Origin of the sequence: Paenibacillus xanthanilyticus (assembly GCF_042682185.1) — a bacterium.
Classification (GTDB): Bacteria; Bacillota; Bacilli; order Paenibacillales; family Paenibacillaceae; genus Paenibacillus_Z; species Paenibacillus_Z xanthanilyticus.
This window is the reverse complement of sequence record NZ_JBHUHA010000002.1, coordinates 402,559-424,732: the sequence shown is the minus strand read 5'-3', so window position 1 is coordinate 424,732 and position 22,174 is coordinate 402,559. Positions and strand designations below refer to the sequence as shown.

19 protein-coding genes are annotated in these 22,174 nt (G+C 57.5%); all 19 read left to right on the top strand.

The window, feature by feature from the left end:
- Positions 1-6: 6 nt before the first annotated feature.
- The 19 genes from yihA to radC all read left to right on the top strand — a co-directional run bounded on the left by yihA (position 7) and on the right by radC (position 22,129).
- A complete protein-coding gene (gene yihA, locus ACFSKT_RS19025) occupies positions 7-609 on the top strand; it encodes a ribosome biogenesis GTP-binding protein YihA/YsxC (RefSeq protein WP_377718623.1) in 603 nt (200 codons plus the stop codon).
- A 206-nt stretch (positions 610-815) separates the two neighbouring features.
- The gene (locus ACFSKT_RS19020; protein ID WP_377718624.1) at positions 816-1,406 is read left to right on the top strand and encodes a non-ribosomal peptide synthetase module; all 591 of its coding nucleotides are present in this window, start codon (positions 816-818) and stop codon (positions 1,404-1,406) included.
- A gap of 356 nt (positions 1,407-1,762) precedes the next feature.
- The gene (gene speD / locus ACFSKT_RS19015) at positions 1,763-2,161 is read left to right on the top strand and encodes an adenosylmethionine decarboxylase (RefSeq protein WP_148930304.1); all 399 of its coding nucleotides are present in this window, start codon (positions 1,763-1,765) and stop codon (positions 2,159-2,161) included.
- A 176-nt stretch (positions 2,162-2,337) separates the two neighbouring features.
- On the top strand, positions 2,338-3,744 hold the full coding sequence (gene hemA, locus ACFSKT_RS19010) for a glutamyl-tRNA reductase (protein ID WP_377718625.1): 1,407 nt from the start codon (positions 2,338-2,340) through the stop codon (positions 3,742-3,744).
- Between the two features lie 77 nt (positions 3,745-3,821).
- A complete protein-coding gene (locus ACFSKT_RS19005) occupies positions 3,822-4,640 on the top strand; it encodes a cytochrome C assembly family protein (RefSeq protein WP_377718626.1) in 819 nt (272 codons plus the stop codon).
- Positions 4,640-5,341: a precorrin-2 dehydrogenase/sirohydrochlorin ferrochelatase family protein gene (locus ACFSKT_RS19000; RefSeq protein WP_377718627.1), complete on the top strand. Its 702-nt coding sequence runs from the start codon at positions 4,640-4,642 to the stop codon at positions 5,339-5,341. The genes ACFSKT_RS19005 and ACFSKT_RS19000 overlap by 1 nt, the downstream gene beginning before the upstream one ends.
- On the top strand, positions 5,338-6,303 hold the full coding sequence (hemC, locus tag ACFSKT_RS18995) for a hydroxymethylbilane synthase (RefSeq protein ID WP_377718628.1): 966 nt from the start codon (positions 5,338-5,340) through the stop codon (positions 6,301-6,303). The genes ACFSKT_RS19000 and hemC overlap by 4 nt, the downstream gene beginning before the upstream one ends.
- Positions 6,304-6,308: 5 nt before the next feature.
- The gene (cobA, locus tag ACFSKT_RS18990) at positions 6,309-7,865 is read left to right on the top strand and encodes a uroporphyrinogen-III C-methyltransferase (RefSeq protein WP_377718629.1); all 1,557 of its coding nucleotides are present in this window, start codon (positions 6,309-6,311) and stop codon (positions 7,863-7,865) included.
- A 24-nt stretch (positions 7,866-7,889) separates the two neighbouring features.
- The gene (gene hemB, locus ACFSKT_RS18985) at positions 7,890-8,885 is read left to right on the top strand and encodes a porphobilinogen synthase (protein ID WP_377718630.1); all 996 of its coding nucleotides are present in this window, start codon (positions 7,890-7,892) and stop codon (positions 8,883-8,885) included.
- A gap of 63 nt (positions 8,886-8,948) precedes the next feature.
- The gene (gene hemL / locus ACFSKT_RS18980) at positions 8,949-10,250 is read left to right on the top strand and encodes a glutamate-1-semialdehyde 2,1-aminomutase (RefSeq protein ID WP_377718631.1); all 1,302 of its coding nucleotides are present in this window, start codon (positions 8,949-8,951) and stop codon (positions 10,248-10,250) included.
- Between the two features lie 64 nt (positions 10,251-10,314).
- Positions 10,315-11,241 (top strand): RluA family pseudouridine synthase, encoded by a 927-nt coding sequence (locus ACFSKT_RS18975; RefSeq protein WP_377718632.1) that lies wholly within the window; start codon positions 10,315-10,317, stop codon positions 11,239-11,241.
- A gap of 169 nt (positions 11,242-11,410) precedes the next feature.
- Positions 11,411-12,799 carry a LysM peptidoglycan-binding domain-containing protein gene (locus ACFSKT_RS18970; protein ID WP_377718633.1) on the top strand — a complete coding sequence of 463 codons (1,389 nt, stop codon included), beginning with the start codon at positions 11,411-11,413 and terminating at the stop codon, positions 12,797-12,799.
- A 477-nt stretch (positions 12,800-13,276) separates the two neighbouring features.
- On the top strand, positions 13,277-15,937 hold the full coding sequence (locus tag ACFSKT_RS18965) for a valine--tRNA ligase (RefSeq protein WP_377718634.1): 2,661 nt from the start codon (positions 13,277-13,279) through the stop codon (positions 15,935-15,937).
- Between the two features lie 55 nt (positions 15,938-15,992).
- On the top strand, positions 15,993-17,369 hold the full coding sequence (locus tag ACFSKT_RS18960; protein WP_377718635.1) for a bifunctional folylpolyglutamate synthase/dihydrofolate synthase: 1,377 nt from the start codon (positions 15,993-15,995) through the stop codon (positions 17,367-17,369).
- A 7-nt stretch (positions 17,370-17,376) separates the two neighbouring features.
- Positions 17,377-18,780 (top strand): UDP-N-acetylmuramate--L-alanine ligase, encoded by a 1,404-nt coding sequence (gene murC, locus ACFSKT_RS18955; protein WP_377718636.1) that lies wholly within the window; start codon positions 17,377-17,379, stop codon positions 18,778-18,780.
- 196 nt (positions 18,781-18,976) lie between these two features.
- A complete protein-coding gene (locus ACFSKT_RS18950; protein ID WP_377718637.1) occupies positions 18,977-20,425 on the top strand; it encodes an SPOR domain-containing protein in 1,449 nt (482 codons plus the stop codon).
- A 60-nt stretch (positions 20,426-20,485) separates the two neighbouring features.
- Positions 20,486-20,728, top strand: coding sequence for a DUF4321 domain-containing protein (locus ACFSKT_RS18945; RefSeq protein WP_377718638.1), 243 nt, complete (start codon positions 20,486-20,488; stop codon positions 20,726-20,728).
- 43 nt (positions 20,729-20,771) lie between these two features.
- Positions 20,772-21,404, top strand: a complete 633-nt coding sequence (locus tag ACFSKT_RS18940) for a Maf family protein (RefSeq protein ID WP_377718639.1) — start codon at positions 20,772-20,774, stop codon at positions 21,402-21,404.
- A gap of 35 nt (positions 21,405-21,439) precedes the next feature.
- Positions 21,440-22,129 carry a RadC family protein gene (gene radC, locus ACFSKT_RS18935; protein WP_377718640.1) on the top strand — a complete coding sequence of 230 codons (690 nt, stop codon included), beginning with the start codon at positions 21,440-21,442 and terminating at the stop codon, positions 22,127-22,129.
- The last annotated feature ends 45 nt before the right edge of the window (positions 22,130-22,174 follow it).

The window sequence follows — 22,174 nt, the reverse complement described above, 5'->3', positions numbered from 1 at the left end:
AGAAGCATGAAAATTACGGATGCTGAGTTTGTCATCAGCGCGGTCCTGCCGAATCAATATCCTGTGGACGCCTTGCCAGAGTTTGCTCTGGCAGGGCGTTCCAATGTCGGCAAGTCATCGCTGATTAATCGCATGATCCAACGCAAGAATCTGGCGCGTACGAGCTCGCAGCCAGGCAAGACGCAGCAGCTGAACTACTACAGGGTCAATCAGAAATTGTACTTTGTTGACTTCCCGGGCTACGGCTACGCCAAAGTGTCCAAAGTGCAGCGGGAGCAGTTCGGCCAAATGATCGAAACGTTCCTTGGCGATCGGGAGCCGCTGAAGATGGTGCTGCTAATCATCGATATTCGGCATGCCCCGAGCAAGGACGATTGCTTAATGTACAAGTGGCTGCGTCACTACAACATCCCGCTTACCATCGTCACGACGAAAGCTGACAAAATCCCCAAAAGCCAGTGGCAGAAGCATATCAAGCTGATTAAAGAGACGTTGGAAGCGGAACCGAGCGACCGCGTCGTGCTCTTCTCGTCCGAGAGCGGGCTTGGCCGCGACGAGCTCTGGGATGTCATTATGAGCAAGGTTGAGGATACGGTAGCATCCGAGTGAGTTTATGGTTGAAAAGCGAGAATAACGGGTAAAAACGTGATACGATCGCCGATTTCTCCGGAATTTTTCAGAAATATGCGAGAATATCGAGAACAGATGGCAGGAATAAACCTTTTGGATCGGGTATAATATACGTAAGCAGTACAATCGGTTTGAACGAACCCCAGGCAGGGGATCGTGCAAGTTAAAGAATTGAGGAGATTTTTATGGCTCAGCGGATAGCCACGGAGTATGTCAAAGCTTCTCTGCAATTAACGGCTGATGAGATGGCGGGATTTGTCCGGTTTTTTGAAGAACAGCATGTGAGACAGCAGGTGCGCGTGCTTGACAACGGCAATCACGAAATGTTTCTCGAGGACGAGACAGGTCGGGAAGAGGTCCGCTTGATTTTTGAACGCATGCAGGATCGGTACGTTTGCACATTATCCTGCCGGCTGATGCATCCCAAGCTTACGAATGCCATGCGCAAAGCCGTAGCGGCGTTCAGGGGAGATGCCATTGTTAACCGCATTTATCCAACGTATACGATGACGTATCATTATGTGCAAGGCTCCGTAAGACGAATCGTCGAACATAAGCAAGGCGAGGTTCGGGTCGTGTTCGAATACAAGGACACGGTTGGCCAACTCGAGCAGCAATTCAGAAGCAATGAAGTCGAGCAATCCATTGTACTGCTGCAGAACGCCGTGAATGAATTGCTTGATCTGCGCAATCTTTGCACGGATGTTTCGCAAATTGCCTTAATCGACGAGAAGCTGCGGCTTGCAACCCACCAATTGTTCATTCTAGAAGCTTAATCTGTACGTATAGCATGCCCTTAGAACCGCTGCCTAGCAGCGGTTCTTTTCATTGTTTGCGACTTTCGTAAACCCTCGTAATAGGCGCGCGAAGAACGCCATATTTGCATACGATAATTTCGGGTTGGGGGGCGGCGGGGGAGACGGGTCATAAATTAGAAAAAAAAGAGTTGCATTTCTCCCGGATAGATGTTATTTTTATTTTCGTTGAAAATAATTAGCTTCAAATTAGGAACCAGGATTCACTCAGGACATGGTTATGTTGCGAGAGATTATTCCCTCGGGCAGTGAATGACGTAGGTCCTAGCGGATGAAATTTTTAAAACATTTTATTCCTAGGAAGGGGGAACCGAAAGATGGAATATTCAACTTTCGGAAGACACGTTGCTGTAGACACTTGGGGTGTAGATTTTGAGTTGCTCAACAACGCGGAATTTTTGCAAGCCCAAATGGTGGAGGCTGCAGAAGCGTGCGGCGCTACCGTACTCTCTGTGCAGGCCAAACAATTCGAGCCACAAGGAGCAACGGTGCTCGTATTGCTGTCTGAAAGTCATCTCTCGATTCACACGTATCCTGAAAAAGGTTTCGCGGCGCTGGACTGTTACACTTGCGGCGAGACTGTTGATCCGCAGCTGGCGATCGACTACATGATCTCCGTGCTGAAACCGACAACGACACATGCGAAGAAGCTTGTTCGCGGTATGGGTGAATTGCAAGTCGTAGAACCAGAAATGAAACAAGCGCAATTCGTGTAATATATTGATGATTAACGGCTATGGAGCCTGACTCCGTAGCCGTTTTTATATGCGGTTTTTCGTGTAAAAAGGAGGGTGTGCATCTTCAAACTTTTTTCATAATTGCGGGCGTATAGCTTGTCGAACTGTGCTATAATAACTAATGTTCAAATTTACTGGAAGGCAGGTGAACGCGCATGCACATTGTTGTTGTCGGGCTGAATTACCGGACGGCTCCCGTTGAAGTTCGCGAACGGTTTACGTTTGCCGAGCAGGAACTGCCGGAAGCGCTCAAGCAACTGCAGCAGACGAAGAGCATCATGGAATGTGTCATTGTAGCGACCTGCAACCGTACCGAACTGTATGCCGTCGTAGACCGTCCGCAGTTATGCGGCCATTACATTCGGAACTTTATGGAGCAATGGTTCGGACTGCCGCGTGAACAGTTTACGAGTCATCTATATATGTATGAGGACGACGGGGCGATTAAGCATTTGTTCCGCGTCGCAAGCGGATTGGACTCGATGGTCATCGGTGAGACGCAGATCCTCGGTCAAGTCCGAAGCGCCTTCTTGCTCGCCCAAGAGCATAAGGCGACGGGAACGGTATTCAATATGTTATTCAAGCAAGCGGTCACCCTTGCCAAACGGGCGCATACAGAGACGAGCATCGGCGAGTCGGCCGTATCGGTCAGCTACGCGGCCGTTGAACTCGGCAAACGTATTTTCGGTCATTTCGCCGGCAAAACCGTCATGATTCTGGGCGCGGGCAAGATGAGCGAGTTGACCGCCAAGCATTTGCACGCCAACGGCGTGAAACAGATCATCGTCGTAAATCGCACCTTCGAACGCGCGGTGCAGCTTGCCGAGAAATTCGGCGGCGTCCCGTGCGCGATGGAAGATACCGTTCGACGGTTGCATGAGACCGATATTTTGATCAGCTCGACGGGCAGCGACGGTTACGTGCTGAACCGGGAGCAGGTGGCCGGCGCGATGAAGAAGCGCAAGTCCAAGCCGCTTTTCATGATCGATATTGCGGTTCCCCGCGATTTGGATCCGCGCATCGCGACGATCGAGAATGTATTCTTGTACGATATCGACGACTTGGAAGGCATCGTCGAGAGCAACATGGAGCTGCGCCGCCAGGAAGCGGCCAAGATCGAGTCGTTCATCGCGATCGAACTCGACGTCTTCCAACATTGGTATCGCACGCTCGGCGTCGTGCCGCTTATTCGCGCGCTTCAGGACAAGGCGGCCGCCATTCACGAGGATACAATGGAAAGCTTGACGAACAAGCTGCCCGATTTGGATGAACGTGAATTGAAGGTCATTCGGAAGCTGACGAAGAGCATCGTCAATCAGATGATGCAGGACCCGATCGTGCGGATTAAAGAGATGGCAGGCGAGAAACACGGCGATGAAGCGATGGATTTGTTTGTGAAATTGTTCGCACTTGAGGAATCGGTTGCGCACGAGGATGACCGTTCGAAATCCGCGGCCGTCAAGAGGGAGTTCCAGACGTCCGCGGCGGAGAACAGTTCGAAAGTGGCGAAAGGCAAGCAGGCCCTGCAGATGCCGGGCATCGCGGCTGCCGTAACGCCATAACCACGCAGGGAGGCAGGCCGCATAAGCGCGGCCTGCCTCTCACGCAATAGCCGAACCTGTAAGGCGTGGAGGCGCGTATGATTACAGAGAACTGGTTATATGATGCAATGTTGTACATATACGCCCTGAGCCTGCTGTTTTACTTCTCCGATTTCGTGGATCGCAACCGGAGAGCGAAGCAGATGGGTACAGGGCTGCTTGTTTTCGTCTGGGTGCTCCAGACCGCTTATCTGATCCAGCGCATCGTGTCGCATTTGAACATGTCCTTTTTTAGCTTGTTCGAATATTTGCTCTTATTTTCTTGGTTATTGGTCACCATTTCGCTCGTTATGAACCGCTTTTTCCGTATCGAATTCATTGTATTTTTCGTCAATGTCATCGGATTTGCGGTGCTCGCGCTCAATATGTTCGGCATTGGCAGCGGTACGTCGCTCGAACGCTGGGAGCTGGCCCGCAAGCTGCTGTACGTGCACGTGAGCCTTATGATATGCGCGTACGCCGCGCTTACGATCGCGACGATTTTCGCGTGCATGTATTTGTTCCTGCACAGCAGGCTCAAGGGCAAGCAGTGGACCAAATCGGTCCGGCGGCTGCCCAGCTTGGAACTGATCGACATTTACATGTACCGCTGCACGCTGGTCGGCGCGCCGCTGCTTGCGATGTCGCTGGCCGTGGCGGTTACGTCGATTTTGACCGAGGGCGAATTCGGGCTGCTGCTCGATCTGAAAGTAATCGCGTCGTTCATCTCGTTAGGTTTGTACATATGGACGCTGCTGAAGCGCCGCTGGCTGGACGGACCGGGCTGGAAAATGGCGCGCTGGATTTTGTACAGCTATGCCTTGCTGTTCTTGAACGTATTTCTCAATCAAGCGTCTTCCTTCCACGGGTGGTCGTAATGGGACGCGAGGGGAGAACGAACACCTATTATGCGCTGCACCTTGATTTGCGGGGCAAACGTTGCGTAGTGGTTGGAGGGGGCCGGATCGCGGAGCGCAAAACGCGCGGTTTGCTCGAAGGCGGAGCGGATCGAGTCACGTTGATCAGTCCGGCTGCAACAGCCGCCTTGGTCGCTTTGGCCGAACAGGGGTCTATTCAATGGTTGCGCAGGGAATACCAAGAAAAGGATGCTGAAGGCGCGACGCTCGTGTTCGCGGCGACGGATAGCCGGATAGTCAATGAACGAATCATGCAGGATGCGCGCTCGGCCGGCGCCTTGGTTAACCAAGCGGATGAAGCGGCGGAGGGGGACTTTATCGCGCCTTCGACGGTCCGCAGCGGTCCTTTGCTCATGTCGGTGTCCACTTCCGGGACGAGTCCGGCGCTTGCGAAGCGAATCCGAAGCGAGCTTGAAGACCGATATGCAGAGCCGTATGCGTGGTGGGCCGAGCGGCTAGGCGAACTGCGTGCGACCATATTGAAAGAAAAGAAACTAGCAACGGCTATGAAACGCGCCATGCTGCAAGAAGCGGCGGAGGAAGCAGAGCTCGATCTGCAAGGCGTCCGACGTTCCCCGCAGCGAGGCGACGAAACGATAGAGGCATGGGGAAGCCGTCTGCAGCGGCGGACCAGTCTTGATGGAGGCGTGGACAGAATATGAATGAAACGAAAGCAGAACGCAAAACGATAATCGTCGGCACGCGACAAAGTGCGCTGGCGCTGACCCAAACCGGGCAGGTTATCGACCAGCTGCGCGGCCTATGCGAGAAGCATGGTCTTCCGTACGAGTTCGAAATCCGCAAAATCATTACGAAAGGCGATCGCATACTCGATGTCACGCTATCCAAAGTCGGCGGCAAAGGGCTGTTCGTGAAAGAAATCGAGGAGGCGCTCCTAAGCGGTGAGATCGATCTGGCGGTTCACAGCATGAAGGACATGCCGTATGAGCTACCGGAGGGGCTCATGAACGGCGCGATTCCTCGGCGCGTCGACCCAAGGGACGCCATCATTGCCCGCGATGGCTTGACGTTCGAGACGCTGCCGCAGGGCGCCAAAGTGGGGACGAGCAGTCTTCGCCGCGCTAGCCAGTTGAAGAATGCCCGTCCGGATATCAAGCTGGAGTCGATACGCGGGAATATCGATACGCGGATTCGCAAGCTGGAGACAGAAGGCTTCGACGCTGTCGTGTTGGCGGCGGCCGGTCTGAAGCGAATGGGCTGGGAAGACAAAATTTCGTCCTATGTACCGGAGGATGTCTCGGTGCCCGCCGTCGGTCAAGGCGCCCTCGGCATCGAATGCCGCGCGAATGACGAGGCCGTACGCGAGCTGCTGGCGCTGCTGAACGACCGCGAGACCGAATTGGCTGTCCGCGCGGAGCGTACGTTCCTAGGCGCGTTGAACGGTGGCTGCCAAATCCCAATTGGCGCGTACGCGACGCTATCGGCAGGTGCCGATGGAGAAGCGCCGCTTCTGACCATGACCGGCATTGTGGGGACGCCGGATGGCTCGGTGCTGCTCAAGGAGATTCGGCAAGGCCATGATCCGGAACAACTTGGTCTCGAGGTCGCGGAAGCGCTCCGGACCAAAGGGGCGGACCGCATACTGGCCGAGCTCGAGGGTTAAGCGTTATGAGCGAGGGGAGAGGCATCGTATATTTGGTCGGCGCAGGCCCCGGCCATCCGAAGCTTATTACGGTTCGCGGGATGGAATGCCTTCAAGCTTCGGACGTCGTCGTGTATGATCGACTTGCCAGTCCGAGACTGCTCGCGAATATGAAGCCGGGCGCGCAGAAGATTTACGTAGGCAAGCTTCCGGATCGCAATATGCTGGAACAAGAAGAAATTAACCAGCTGCTCGTCGAATTGGCGCTGGAGGGCAAGATCGTCACGCGGTTAAAGGGCGGGGATCCATCGATTTTCGCCCGCGTGGCCGAAGAAGCCGAGTTACTGGCGGAGAACGGCATCGAATTCGAGATCGTGCCAGGCATTACGTCGGCGATCGCCGCCCCTGCTTATGCGGGCATTCCGGTTACCCACCGGGAATTGGCGGCTTCGGTATCCGTCATCACCGGTCACGAGAGCCCGGACAAGCAAGACCGATCGGTGCAGTGGGAGCGGATCGCCCAGATGGAGGGCACGCTCGTACTGTTAATGAGCGTGGCGAACATCGGTTATATTGCCGGGGAACTCATGCGCCACGGTCGCAGCCCGGATCTGCCGGTTGCGGTCATTCAATGGGGGACGACGCCGGACCAGCGTACGGTTACCGGGACGCTGGCAACGATTGAGTCCATCGTGCGGACGGAGCGGGTTCGTCCGCCGGCCGTCATCGTCGTCGGCGAGGTCGTCCGCCAGCGGGAGAAGATCCAATGGGCGGAACGCCGTCCGTTGTTCGGCATGCGCGTGCTTATTACCCGCTCACGCGCCCAGAGCAGCGACCTGGCCGAACGGATCGAGGCGCTTGGCGGGGAGCCGTGCGAATTCCCCGTCATCGAGACGCGGGAACCCGTCGATCCGGCCGTCATGGCGGAGGTCGAGGCCGCGCTGCGAAGCGGGAACGAATACGATTGGATCATGTTTACGAGCGTGAACGGCGTGGACTATTTCTTCCGTTATTTGCAGCGTTACCGGATCGATATCAGGCAGTTTCATCGGGCCCGCGTCGCTGCGGTCGGACCGAAGACGGCGGAAGCGCTGGAGCGGCGGGGATTAGTCGTAGAGGCGCTGCCTGCCCAATATCAGGCCGAAGGGCTTCTCGATCATTTGGCCGACGTTCTTGTTCCCGGGCAGCGCGTCCTGCTGCCTAGAGGAGATTTGGCGAGAGACATTTTGCCAAGAACGCTCGAAGCGCGCGGCTTGAACGTCGTGGAGATCGACGTGTACGAGACGGTCGCCGCCGAACAGCAGGATGAAGAAGTGCTCGAATTGCTCCAATCCGGGGCGGTCGACGTCGTTACGTTCGCGAGCTCGTCGACGGTCACGAATTTGATCGCCGTTTTGCGACGGATGGGCGTGAAGAACCCTGTTGAACTGCTCGGGAAGGCCAAAGTTGCGTGTATTGGCCCGGTTACGGCCAAGACAGCTGTGGAAGCCGGACTTGCCGTTGACATTATGCCGACAGATTCGACGATCGACGCGCTCGTTGCGGCGATCGCGGCCGAGCGTCTAGCTGCGCCATATCTATAACCCATGAAGGAGGGACTCTCTCAAATGAGCTACCCGATTACGAGATTACGTCGTCTGCGTCGAACGCCGGCGCTCCGACAACTGGTCAAAGAAACGATTTTAACGGTGAACGACTTCATTTACCCGATATTCGTGACGCACGGGACGGACATCAAGGCGGAGATTCCGTCCATGCCGGGCGTGCATCATTTCTCCTTGGACCGGCTAAAGCCGGAAATCGATGCTGTCGTCGCGAGCGGTGTTCAATCCGTGCTGCTGTTCGGCGTGCCGGCGACGAAAGATGCCGTTGGCACTTCGGCCTATGACCATAACGGCATCGTGCAGGAGGCCACCCGCAAAGTGAAAGAATGGGCGCCGGAACTCGTCGTTATTGCGGACACCTGTCTATGCGCTTACACCGACCACGGCCATTGCGGCGTTATTCATCACGATCCGAAGACCGGCTATGCCGAGATTGACAACGATCCTTCGCTCGCGCTGCTGGTGAAGACGGCAATCTCGCAAGCGGAAGCGGGCGCGGATATCATTGCCCCGTCCAACATGATGGACGGCTTCGTCCACGCGATCCGCGCGGGTCTGGACGAGGCAGGCTACGAGAATATTCCGATCATGTCGTATTCGGTCAAATATGCGTCCGCCTTCTACGGGCCGTTCCGCGACGCCGCGCATTCGACGCCGCAGTTCGGCGACCGCAAGACGTACCAGATGGACCCGGCTAATATTCGCGAAGCCATGCGCGAAGCGGAAGCCGACGTGCTCGAAGGCGCCGACATGCTCATGGTGAAGCCGGCACTCGCCTATCTGGACGTGCTCAGAATGGTGAAAGAGAATTTCGATCTGCCGCTCGTCGCGTACAACGTCAGCGCGGAATATTCGATGGTGAAGGCCGCAGCCGCGAACGGTTGGGTCGACGAACGCGCCGTCGTGCTGGAGACGTTGACGGGCATGAAACGCGCTGGCGCGGATTTGATCATTACCTATCACGCGCTGGACGCGTCCAAGTGGCTGCGCGGCGAATAACGAACATTTAGCCGACAGGGAGTAACCCCCGGCGGCATACTATGAAACAGGCAGGTGTCTACTATGAGCGAGCAGAGTCGCGCTAGAATGGATGAGCGTTCCAAAGAAGCTTTCGCCTCCGCCAAGGAGGTCATTCCGGGCGGCGTCAATTCGCCGGTACGGGCATTTCGCTCCGTCGGTTTGACGCCGGTGTACATGGAGCGCGGAGAGGGTTACCGCGTCTATGATATCGATGGCAACAGCTATATCGACTACGTCGGTTCGTGGGGACCGCTTATCATGGGTCACGCCCATCCGGAGGTCGTCGAAGCGATCAAGAAGACGGCGGAGAAAGGGACGAGCTTCGGCGCGCCGACCGAGCTGGAGACGACGATGGCGAAGCTGGTGGCCGAACGCGTGCCTTCCATCGATCTGGTGCGCATGGTCAACTCCGGCACGGAAGCCACGATGAGCGCTCTGCGCCTGGCGCGCGGATATACGAAGCGGAGCATGATTTTGAAGTTCGAAGGCTCGTATCACGGACATGCGGATAGTCTGCTGATCAAAGCGGGCTCCGGCGTGGCGACGCTCGGATTGCCAGACAGCCCCGGCGTGCCGGAGAGCGTCGCTTCCCACACGCTGACAGTGCCGTACAACGACATCGAATCGGTCAAGCTGGCGTTCGAGAAATTCGGCGAGCAGATCGCCTGCGTCATCGTCGAGCCGGTCGCGGGCAATATGGGCGTCGTACCGCCGCTGCCTGGCTTCCTGCAGGGCTTGCGCGAGATAACCGAGCAATATGGCAGCTTGCTCATTTTCGACGAAGTGATGACCGGCTTCCGGGTTCACCTCAACTGCGCGCAAGGGCTGTACGGCATCACGCCGGATTTGACCTGCCTCGGCAAAGTCATCGGCGGTGGCCTGCCGGTCGGCGCATACGGCGGCAAACGCGAGATTATGGAGATGATGGCCCCTACGGGACCGATCTACCAGGCAGGTACGTTGTCCGGCAATCCGCTCGCGATGGCTGCGGGCTACACGACGCTCAGTCTCTTGAAGCAGGAAACCTATGAGTATCTGGAGCGGATGGCCGTGCGTCTTCAGCGCGGTCTTCAATCGAACGCGGAAAAACACGGTGTCGCGATGACGATCAACCGCGTCGGTTCCATGGTGTGCCCGTTCTTCACGGACAAGCACGTCATTAACTACGAAACCGCCAAGACCGCCGATTTGGAGCGTTTCAAGGCTTACTTCGCGGCAATGCTCAACGGCGGCATCAGCATACCGCCTTCGCAATTCGAGGGCATGTTCGTTTCGGCGGTCCACGACGAGGCGGCGATCGACGCGACGATCGCGGCGCACGACGAAGCGCTGCGCCGTCTATAGGCAAGGAGCGAGAGCAGACCCCATGGACATGACGATATTTGCGCGTCAAGGAGAGTGGTTGGCCGTGAGCATTGAGGCCCTGAACGCTTGGGGCGCCTCGAGCGATCCGGACCGCTACCCTCCTCTTCGGGCCGGCAGCCACCCGCACATTGTGCGCCAGCGGCTGCTGGCTCTTGCTTTATTTCCCGAGAAATGGATCAACCGGCTGTTCTCCGTCGGCGGCATACAATGCTCGGAGACCTCTATCCTGCTGCGAGCATTCGAGCCGGCCGATCTTCGGAAGGAATTGGCTTATCGGCTGGCGCAGCTGCCGGCCGCCGAGCCGTTCTTGGCCGTTCCGATTCTATATGAAGACGATTGGTGCATCGTCTTCGACAAACCGTCCGGCATGCCGGTACACCCGAACGGTCCCGGTCACCGGGGGACGCTCGACGAGGCTGCCGCCCGGCTTGGCATGCGCCGCGAGGATCCGCTGCCCATGAAGCATATCCATCGCCTGGACGACGATACGTCCGGTCCGGTGCTGTATGCCAAGAACGAGCTGGCGCAGTTGAGATTGGACGCGGCGATGCGGGAGAAACGAGTCGATCGCGATTACGAGGCCATCGTGCAAGGCCGTCCGCGGCAGGCGACCGGCATCGTTAACGCCCCGATCGGCAAGGATCGTCATCACGGTTCGCGCCGTCGCGTGTCGCCGGGAGGCGACGATGCGATTACCCATTATGAAGTCGTCCGGCAGAGCGCCGGTTGGGCCAGGCTGCGCCTGCGGCTCGAGACGGGCCGTACGCATCAGATTCGCGTCCATATGAGTCATATTGGACACCCGCTTGCGGGAGACGCGTTATACGGCGGGCGTACGCAGGACATCGGTCACCAAGCGCTTCGCGGCGCGCGGCTGACGTTTCCGCATCCATTGACCGGCGAGGCGGTACGGGTCGATTGCCCCGAACCGCCTTGGTTCTCCGCGCTTGCGGCCAAGCTCTCGTTGTAGCAAGCGGCCAAGAAGTCGGCCATTCAGCACCAAGAACGGTAGATGGACTTCTTGAACAACCTCTAATAGCGTCAAATTCGTAGTCATGCCCGACTCCTCCTAACCATATAGTGAATAGGGAAGATAGCTGTATCCAAGCTGTTTAGGAGGGGAAAGGAGGACGAAACGCTTGTCTAACCAAACGAACGGATTACGTTTTGACGTCTACGAGCGCGTGCATTTGCCGGATGATGTACTGGGCATCGACGAGTTGGAAGAGATTGAACTCGTGCCGCGCATACAAGTGATTCAACAAGGGGAACAGGTGCTGCTAAAAGGGCATCTGCTGCTCTCGGGTGTATACCGCGCGGCTAACGGCAGGGCGGATGCGCAGACGCTCGAGCATTGGATCCCGGTCGAGATCACGCTGCCGCTCAATCGGGTGAACCGTCTGGACGACATTTCGGTCGAAATCGATAATTTCGACGTCGACTTGCTGTCCGCCCGGACGTTGAATATCACGGGCGTGCTGTCGCTGCTCGGGATCGAGCTGGAGCCGTCCAGACAACCGGATTCGTGGCGTGAAGAGCCGTTTACGGTCGTGCACGAACGGTCGCAGCAGGAAGACGTCGAAGTGGAGCAGCCGGAATCGGCGGAGGATACTCGTTACTACGACAATTGGGTGGCTTCTGAGCAGGCCGAGCAGTTCAGGGCAGCCGAAGCGCAAGAAGCGGCCGAACGCGATGCGCGGGACGCCGCACTTCGGGAAGCGGCGGAAGAAGAGTCGCGGCAGGCCGAGCTTGAGCAAGAGCGGCAGTTGGAGCTATGGCGTCAACAGGAAGCGCTGATCGCCCAGCAGCGCGAGCTGGAAGAACGGCAGACGAGGGACGCGATCGCCCAGATCGAGCAGGAGGCTGCCGAGCAGCGGGAGCGCGAAGCCGCGCAGGCGGAACGGGAAGCCCGGGAACAGGTCGAGCGGGAAGAAGCAGCCAGGCGGGAAGCGGAGCGGTCGCAGGTCCCTACTCAGGACGAGCAACCGGATGCGGAGCAGAGCCGGACGGCCGAGACGGTATTCACGCCGTTTCTGTCCGAGGCAGTCGAGCAGGCGGAAGCGTTGCGGGATGAAGCGCAGGCAGCCGGCGGACAACCGGTAGACGAATACGCGCGCGCGGCGGAGGAACCCGATCAATCTCGCAAAGAATTGAGAGTGGCCGTTAATGCGAAGCCGCTACAGGAAGGGTCGGAGCAGCAGGAGAGCGCAAGCGGAATCGGATTCCGCTCGATCCTGCATTCGAGTCAGCGGGAGCAAGAGGCGCGGGCGGCGGCGGAGCTCAGCGCGAAGCGAGCGGCGGAAGAAGCCAGACGCGCGGCCTCGGACGAGATCGAGTGGAAGAGCTTGTTCTTGAACCGGGCGAACGAAGAGAACGCGTTCCGGAAAGTACGGATGGCGATCGTGCAGCGGGAGGATACGCTCGATACGATCGCGGACCGCTATCAGCTACAGGCCCGCGAAATCGCCCTTTATAACCGGCTGGCCGATCAAAGCGTGAGCGAAGGCCAGGTACTCTATATCCCTTAAGTCCGATAACCCTTCCAGAGAGCGGTGCTTTCTGCAAGGGTTTTTTATTGGAACGGCTATCATCCCTAGTCGGAGCGACTGCCCGGGTTGACTGATGGAATTAGAAACGTGTATGATAAAGGGTATACGGAAATACTTTCTTCTAACGACGTTGAAGGGGAAGAGTGACAGCAGCGCTTTCAGAGAGCGGAACCGTTAATAGCTGCGAGGTTCTGCAAGAGGCTTAATGTTACAGGTCGCCCCGGAGTTGCCTTTATGAGCGTTGACCCGCAAGGTTCTTCGTTAGTAGGGGCCGGACGCAGCCGTTATCTGCATGAAGTGTCGCGAGCGGGAGCATTGTACTGCGCGCGAAACAAAGGTGGTACCGCGGAAGCAAAACCTTTCGTCCTTTGCAATAAGGACGGAAGGTTTATTTTATTTTCGGCAAGGGCTGCTAGATAAGCTGGCGCATTGCAACACTATTGGAGGTAGAATCTGATGTCTGACAAAGCAACGGGCACATCGATGCCGACGACCTATGATCCGAAGTCGGCCGAAGCGAAGTGGTACGATTTCTGGATGAAGGGTAATTTCTTTGAAGCGGGCAAAAAACCGGACGCGCCGGCGTACACGATCGTCATCCCGCCGCCGAACGTAACCGGGATGCTGCACATCGGCCACGCGCTCGATTGCACCCTGCAGGATATTTTGATCCGCACGAAGCGGATGCAAGGCTTTGACGCGCTCTGGCTGCCGGGCAGCGACCACGCGGGCATCGCCACGCAGACGAAGGTGGAGCAGAAGCTGCGGGAGGAAGGCGTATCCCGTTATGATCTGGGCCGCGAGAAGTTCCTGGAACGCGTATGGGAGTGGAAGGAGCTCTACAACGACAAGATCCATGCGCAATGGGCGAAGATGGGCTTCTCGCTGGACTATTCCCGCGAGCGGTTCACGCTTGACGAAGGGCTGTCGAAGGCGGTTCGCGAAGTATTCGTCCGTCTCTACGACAAGGGCTTGATCTATCGCGGCAAGAAAATCATCAACTGGGATCCGGCCGCGCGGACGGCACTGTCCGACATCGAAGTCGAGTACAAAGAAGTGAACGGCAACCTCTATCATCTGCAGTATCCGCTTAAGGACGGCGGCGGCTATCTGACGGTCGCCACGACCCGCCCAGAGACGATGCTGGGCGATACGGCAGTCGCCGTGCATCCGGAGGATGAGCGCTACAAGCACTTGATCGGCCAAATGCTCGTGCTGCCGATCGTCGGACGCGAAATTCCGATCATCGGGGACGAATACGTCGAGAAGGACTTCGGCTCGGGCGCGGTCAAGATCACGCCGGCTCACGACCCGAACGACTTCGAGGTCGGGCTGCGCCATAACCTGCCGCAGATCGTCGTCATGGACGAGAGCGGAATCATGAACAACGAGGCGGGACCATACCAAGGGATGGACCGGGCCGATTGCCGCAAGCAAATCGTGGCGGATCTGAAGGCGCAAGGGGTCTGCACCAAGATCGAGGAGCACGTTCACCAGGTAGGCCACAGCGAGCGCAGCGGCGCCGTCGTCGAGCCGTACCTGTCCACACAGTGGTTCGTGGCGATGAAGCCGCTCGCGGATCAGGCCATTGAAGCCCAGCATACGGACAAAGGCGCGAACTTCGTGCCGGATCGTTTCGGGCGCAGCTATTTGCAATGGATGGAGAACGTGCGCGACTGGTGTATTTCCCGCCAGCTGTGGTGGGGCCATCGTATCCCGGCCTGGTACTGCGACGCTTGCGGCGAGATGCATGTATCCCGTGAAGATCTGACAGTTTGCGGCAAGTGCGGCGGTTCGGATCTGCGTCAGGACGAAGACGTCTTGGATACGTGGTTCAGTTCGGCGCTCTGGCCGTTCTCCACGCTGGGCTGGCCGGAAGAGACGGCGGACCTGAAGCGTTATTACCCTACGTCGGTGCTCGTGACGGGCTACGACATCATTCCGTTCTGGGTGTCCCGCATGATTTTCCAAGGACTTGAATTCACCGGCGAAATGCCGTTCAAGGACGTATTGATCCACGGTCTCGTCCGCGACGAGCAAGGCCGCAAAATGTCCAAATCGCTCGGCAACGGCGTGGATCCGTTCGACGTCATCGAGAAGTATGGCGCGGATGCGATGCGCTTCATGCTGGCGACGGGCAGCACGCCGGGCCAAGACTTGCGCTTCCGCTGGGAGCGGGTCGAGCAGGCGCGCAACTTCGCGAACAAGATCTGGAACGCGTCTCGTTTCGCGCTGATGAATCTGGAAGGCGTCGAAGCATCCGATATCGATATTAAGGTGAAGCTTGGCACGGCGGACAAATGGATCCTGCATCGACTGAACGAAACGGCGCGCGAAGTGACCCGCCTAATCGACAGCTACGAATTCGGCGAAACCGGCCGCCAGCTGTACAATTTCATCTGGGATGACCTGTGCGACTGGTACATTGAGTTTGCGAAGCTGAACCTGTACGGCGCCGACGAAGAGGCGAAACGCGCGACGCAATCGGTGTTGGCTTACGTGCTGGATCGTACACAGCGGCTCATCCATCCGTTCATGCCGTTCATCTCCGAAGAAATCTGGCAGCATCTGCCGCATGAAGGCGAATCGATTACGCTCGCCGCTTGGCCGACGTACGATGAAGCGCTGGAAGCGCCGGAAGCCGTCCGCGAGATGGAGCTGCTGATGGAGCTCATTCGCGCCGTACGCAACATCCGCGCCGAAGTGAACGTGCCGATGAGCAAGAAGATCGAGCTGATGATCAAGCCGAAGAGCGAGACGGAAGCCGCGATTCTCGGCCGCAACGAAGAATTCGTCAGCCGCTTCTGCGGCACGTCCAAGCTGGCGATCGATCTCACCTTGAACGCGTCGGATAAAGCGATGACCGCGGTCGTTACGGGCGCGGAGCTGTACTTCCCGCTTGCGGGTCTGATCGATATTTCGCAGGAAATCGCCCGTCTGGAGAAAGAAATCCAGACGCTGAACGCCGAAGTCGAGCGCGTCGAGAAGAAGCTGGCCAACGAAGGGTTCGTGGCGAAGGCGCCGGCCAAAGTCATCGAGGAAGAGAAGGCAAAGATGGCCGATTACGCGGAGAAGCGCGGCGTCGTTCAGGCGCGTCTGGCCGAGCTGCGCGCGTAAGCGCGCGGCAGCCGGCCGCCGACGTTCGAATCGAGATCAGGAAGAAGGATAAGCGATGAGTAATCAAGAGATGCAATTCGCCGATGGCGCGCTCGCGTCCTACGAAGAGGCTCGGGACTGGATCGAAGGATTGGTGCCGTTCGGCATCCGTCCCGGACTGGAGCGTATCGAACGATTGATGGACGCGTTCGGCAATCCGCACCGGCGGCTTAAATTCATACATGTCGCAGGCACGAACGGCAAAGGTTCGGTCTGCTCGTACTTAACCAGCGTACTGCGCCAGAGCGGGTACGACGTGGGGACGTTCACGTCTCCTTATATCACGAAGTTCACGAACCGCTTCCAATATAACGGCGCCGACATTCCGGAAGAAACGCTGCTGGAGCTGGCCAACAAGCTGAAGCCGCAGGTGGAAGCGCTCGCCGCGACCGAACTTGGCTCGCCGTCGATGTTCGAGGTGGCGACAGCGCTCGCCATTCTGTATTACGGCACCGTTGCCTATCCGGACTACGTCGTCTGGGAGACGGGGCTTGGCGGGCGATTGGACGTGACGAATATCGTCGTGCCGGTCGTATCCGTCATTACGAACGTCGGTCATGACCACATGGATATTCTGGGCGACACGTTAACGGATGTCGCGCGGGAGAAAGCGGGCATTATCAAGCCTGGCGTGCCGGTCATCTCGGCCGTCGTTCAACCGGAGGCGGTCGACGTCATCCGAGAGACGGCCAAGGCCCGCAACAGCACGCTTTATCTGCTTGGCGAACAGTTCCAGGAACGTAACGGGCATGCCGCGGACGACGAGCAGTCGTTCCGGTTCGAAGGTCCGTTCCGCGCGATCGACCCGCTGGCGATTACGCTGCGTGGCGCGCATCAGCGGACGAACGCGGCGGTCGCCGTCATGACGCTGGAAGTGCTGCGTCAGTACTATGCGCTGATCGTGGAAGACGAGGACTTGCGGGAAGGTCTTCGTAATGCGGCGTGGCCGGGAAGGCTCGAGCTCGTGCAGCAATCGCCGCGACTGCTGCTGGACGGCGCGCACAATCCGGAAGGCGCCCAAGCGCTAGCCGACGCGCTCAAGAGCGGATACGCGGATGATCGGCTGCATTTGATGATGGGCATGATGGCAAATAAGAATCATCGTGACACCTTGCGGCATATACTACCTCTAGTGGATACGCTTGTCGTGACCGAGCCTGATTTTCGCAAAGCGATGCCTGCACGGGAGCTGGCTGAGCTCGCGCAGCGGCTGAAGGAAGAGAACGGTTATGCGTTTGAGCTGATCATCGAACCGGACTGGAGGGCCGCGCTGGAACGGCTTCAATCCGTGACGGGCGAATCCGACCTCGCGGTGGTCACCGGAACGCTTTACCTGATAGCCGATGTCCGTTCCCGGCTGCTCTACAATATGGAATCTGAAAAAGGTTGGTGAACCGTCTTTGAATACGGCAGAACACGTACATTTCATCGGTATCGGCGGTTACGGCATGAGCGCCATCGCGCGGGTCATGCTGGAAATGGGGTACAAGGTTACCGGCTCCGACGTCGCGAGAGCGGAGCTGACGGAGAAGCTGGCAGCCAAGGGCGCGAGCATTTACATCGGTCATGAAGCGGAGCATGTAAAGGGCGCGGATCTGGTCGTATATTCGACCGCTCTCTCGCGCGACAATGTGGAACGCAAAGCGGCGGAAGACCTGAACATTCCGATTCTTCACCGGGCGCAAATGCTGGCCAGGCTGATGAACAACGGCAAAGGAGTGGCGGTCGCCGGTGCGCACGGCAAGACGACGACGTCTTCCATGATCGCGCTTGTAATGGAAAATTGCCAGTTAGACCCTACCTATATCATCGGCGGTGAAATCGTCAACGTCGGCACGAACGCAAAGGCGGGCAAGGGCGATTATGTAGTGGCGGAAGCGGATGAGAGCGATGGTTCGTTCCTTCAATATCATCCGGCGGTCGCGATCGTGACGAACATCGAGCCGGATCACCTGGAGAATTACGATGGCGATTTCGGCAAATTAAAAGCGGCTTACGTCCAGTTCTTGAGTCAAGTGAAGCCGGATGGCAAGGCGATCGTCTGTTTGGACGACGAGACGATTCAGGAATTGCTTCCGCAAGTGGAAAGCGGACCGCTTGGCGAGAGCGGCTTGCTCACTTATGCGATCGATCGGACGGACGCGGAGTATACGGCATCCAATTTGATTCTTGGCGACCGGAAGGTGTCCTTCGATATGAGCCGCGACGGTGAATTGTTGGGGACCATTCATCTGTCCGTTCCCGGCCGGCATAACGTTTATAACGCCATGGCAACCATCATTACCTGTTTGGAGGCGGGCGTGCCGTTCGCTCAGATCGCGGATGCGATCGTGGAGTTCCGCGGCGCGAAGCGCAGATTCCAAGTGCTTGGCGAAGTGAATGATATGCTTGTCATCGACGACTATGCGCACCATCCGACGGAAATTCAAGCGACGATCAGCGCGGCCAAGGCGACGGGCAAACGGATTATCGCCGTGTTCCAGCCGCAGCGCTATACGCGCACGTATTTCCTGCTGGAGCAGTTCAGCCGCGCGTTCCCGGAGGCGGACGAGGTCATCATCACCGATATTTACTCGCCAGCGGGCGAGAAGCAGATCGAAGGCGTGACTTCGCAGAAGCTGGTCGAGCTGATCGTGAAGAACAGCAATGCGAATACGTCGTACATCCCAACCAAAGAAGAAGTGCAGCGCGTGCTCGCAGAACGGATTAAGCCTGGCGATCTCGTCATTACGATGGGCGCAGGTGATATCTGGAAAGCGGCCGACGGCTTAGCCAAACAGCTTCGCGCCCAAAACGGCGCATAACGGAAACCGGTTCAGTTCGCAATGGCGGATGGGACCGGTTTTTTGCGTGTGAAGAGGCGATGGCAAAACGAAATAGGCGGTTCCCTCGTTATAAGGTATGCGTGCGCGAATTCGGCAGTAGGCGGCGGTACGGTTCTAAATCTCTTAAATTCCCCATACTCTAGCAATAGAAGAACGTGGACAAGGAGAGAGGAACATGAATACGAAAGCACGCATCACGTACCGATTCGACAAAGATCACGGAGCGCTCCAGCAGCGCCAGCCGCTGCCGACGGAAACGCCTCCGCCGAACGTAGTGCCGTTCTTCCAAGAAGAGATGTCGTTTACGCAGCCGCAAGCGGAATGGAAAAGCCCGTTTCAAGATGATGCTTCCGCACTAGAGCAGCTGATTCGAGATGCGGATAAACCGGCCCGGAAGCGGCCGATACAACGGCCGAGCGTAACCCATGAATCACATGGCGCGGCATCGAATCACCCCATGGCCTCGGCGTATCCGAACGAGACGGATTTGCCTATCGAGCTGGACGATCAGATCGATGCGGGCATGATGACCATCGAGCTTGGGGACGAGCAGGACGAGCAGATCGAACAGATTGTCGAAGCAATCCCGGTCAAGACGGACGATAAATCGCGGGCAGCTTCGAATGTAATAGAGGTTCCGGATGGACCCTTCATTGATCCCCGGTTATTGCTGGAGGACGAGAAGAGGCGGAGCGCCTTCTCGCCGACACGGGCGAGCGTGTATCGTTCGAACCAAGGTCCTTCTTGGCTGAAAGTGTTCGCTTCGGTAGCCGGAGCGGTCGCGACGGGAGCATTGTTCGGTTACATGGCGCTGTCTCTCTTCACAGGCGGCGAGCCGGCTGCACTCACGGAGACGCCGTCACAGACGCAGCATACCGGACAATCGAACTTAGGCGGTGCGGGAGCGGATCCGCAAGCGAATGTCCCCTCGACTTCCGATGCTGACTCGGGAAGCACGGCAGGCAATCCGAGCGGCGGGAAGACGGGAGAAGCGGTCAAGAGCGGCAAGCTAACCGCGCTGGAAGTGCCGCCTGCCACGTATATGATGCTCCAATATGGCGTATTCAGCGGCAAGGAAGGCATGGAGGCGGCCGTATCGGAGCTGAAAGGCAAGGGGCTGGCGGCCTCCGCGGTGGCGACGGGCAAAGATTATCGTGTCTATGCAGGCATGTCGGGCGACCGCGGTCAGGCCGAAGCGCTGCAAGCGGTGCTGCCGGAGCTGCAGCTGTATGTCAAGCCGATCGAAGTTCCGGCGCTAACGCAGCTTGCCTTTAACGGCAAAGCGGAGACGGCGCAAAATTTCTTCGCGCTGCAAGCCGATCTGTTGGAACAGCTCGATCAGTATGCGTCGGGCAAATTGGAAGGCGTCGAAGCGGAAGCGGGCGCGTGGAGAGCCACCTATGAGAAATGGGCGAAAGCCGTACCCGGCATAGAAGCATCGCTCACGGATCAGACGGGACTAACCGCGATGAAAGAGCTGAAAGAATCGCTCTCCCAAGCGGCAGCGGCGGCAAGTCAATACGGCAGCCAGCAGGACGAAGCGCAGCTGTGGGCGGTTCAATCGTCGCTCATGGACGCGGTCTTTATTCTTCAAGCTTGGTTTGCGTCCACGAATGCATTGTAAGCGGTAGATTCATCGCGTATAATGATGGGTGTGTCAAATTATGGCGAGGGACGTAAGAAGATGAAGAAAAATATATGGATGTTCCTGTTGTTTATCTTGATTGGACTGCTGACCGGCGCACTCGTCTCGCGATGGCTGCAAGCCGTGCCCGGACTCGACTTTCTGACGAAATCCTACCCGATTACATGGTCGCCGGCGGCCGACCTGCTCATTCTTAGTTATGATTTAACGATTAAGCTAGACGTTAGTCTTATCAGCATTATTGGGCTTATTGCAGCGATTTGGTTATACCGGAAAATGTAGGGAAGCATAATGAATATACAGCTGTCCAAGGAGTGTTTGATAGATGGTCGCTTACGATCACACGAAGGATACAGCCGTAAGCCGGCTTGTGCTGGCGTCTTCTTCACCGCGCCGGCGGGAACTGGTCGCATCGCTCGACCTCTCCCTGCCGGTTCTCATTTTATCGCCTGATACGGACGAATCCACGCCGGCTCATTGGAAGCCCGTGCAAATCGTCGAGCAGCTTGCGCTGCGCAAAGCGCGCGCGGCCCGATCGCTGCTCGCACCGGACGAGGAACGGAACGCTGTTATTGTCGGCGCCGATACGATTGTCGTGCTGGATGGCGAGGTCATGGGGAAGCCGAAGGATGAAGAGGATGCTTATCGGATGTTGGAGCTGCTCCAGTCTCGGGAGCATGAAGTGTATTCGGGCGTCGCTTGCGTGCATGCCGAGGACGAATCGCGCGAAGCTGTCGCGCATCGGATGACCCGGGTTCGCATGAAGCCGCTCGGGGCGGATCGCATTCGCCGGTATATCGCCAGCGGTGAACCGATGGACAAGGCAGGCAGTTACGCGATTCAAGGGCTAGGCGCGACGCTGGTCGAGCGGATTGACGGCTGCTATTTCAACGTGGTAGGTTTACCGCTGTCACTGCTGTCGGATATGCTGGCCGAATTCGGCATCGAGGTATTCTAGCGCGGACAAGCATTTCACTGAAGGTGGGAGAGGACATGGAAGCGCATAGCTACGTGCTGCGCGACATCCCCAGCGAAGAACGGCCTAGAGAGCGCATGATGACGGTTGGGGCAGAAGCATTGAGCCAAGCGGAATTGCTGGCGATCTTGCTGCGAACAGGTACGAAACGGGAGTCGGCTGTGATGCTGGCGGCTCGCATCCTGAAGGAATGCGGCAGCCTGCGGGGATTAGTCGATATGACGGTCGAGGAACTTACCGCGATTCGGGGCATCGGGCCGGCGAAGGCGGTGCAGCTGCTGGCCGGCATCGAGCTTGGCCGAAGGCTCGCGAAGAGCCGTCAGAGCGATATGCCCGCAATCCGCAAGCCGCAGGATGCCGCCGATCTGGTCATGGACGAGATGCGATATTTGAAGAAGGAACATTTCATATGTCTCTTCCTCAATACGAAGAACCAGGTGATCGTGAAGGAAACGCTGTCGGTCGGTACGTTGAACGCGTCGCTTGTCCATCCCCGCGAAGTATTTCGCGCGGCGATCAAGTGCAGCAGCGCCTCGATCGTCTGCGTACACAACCATCCGAGCGGCGATCCGTCGCCGAGCCCCGAGGATATTGTGTTAACGCGCAGATTGAAAGAAGCAGGCGAGCTTGTGGGCATCGACGTGCTCGATCACCTAGTGATCGGCGACAACCGCTTCGTTAGTTTGAAGGAGCAGGGTTTGATGTAATATAATAAGAAAGATTGTCTGTCTAGAGGAAAGGAAGAGTTGATT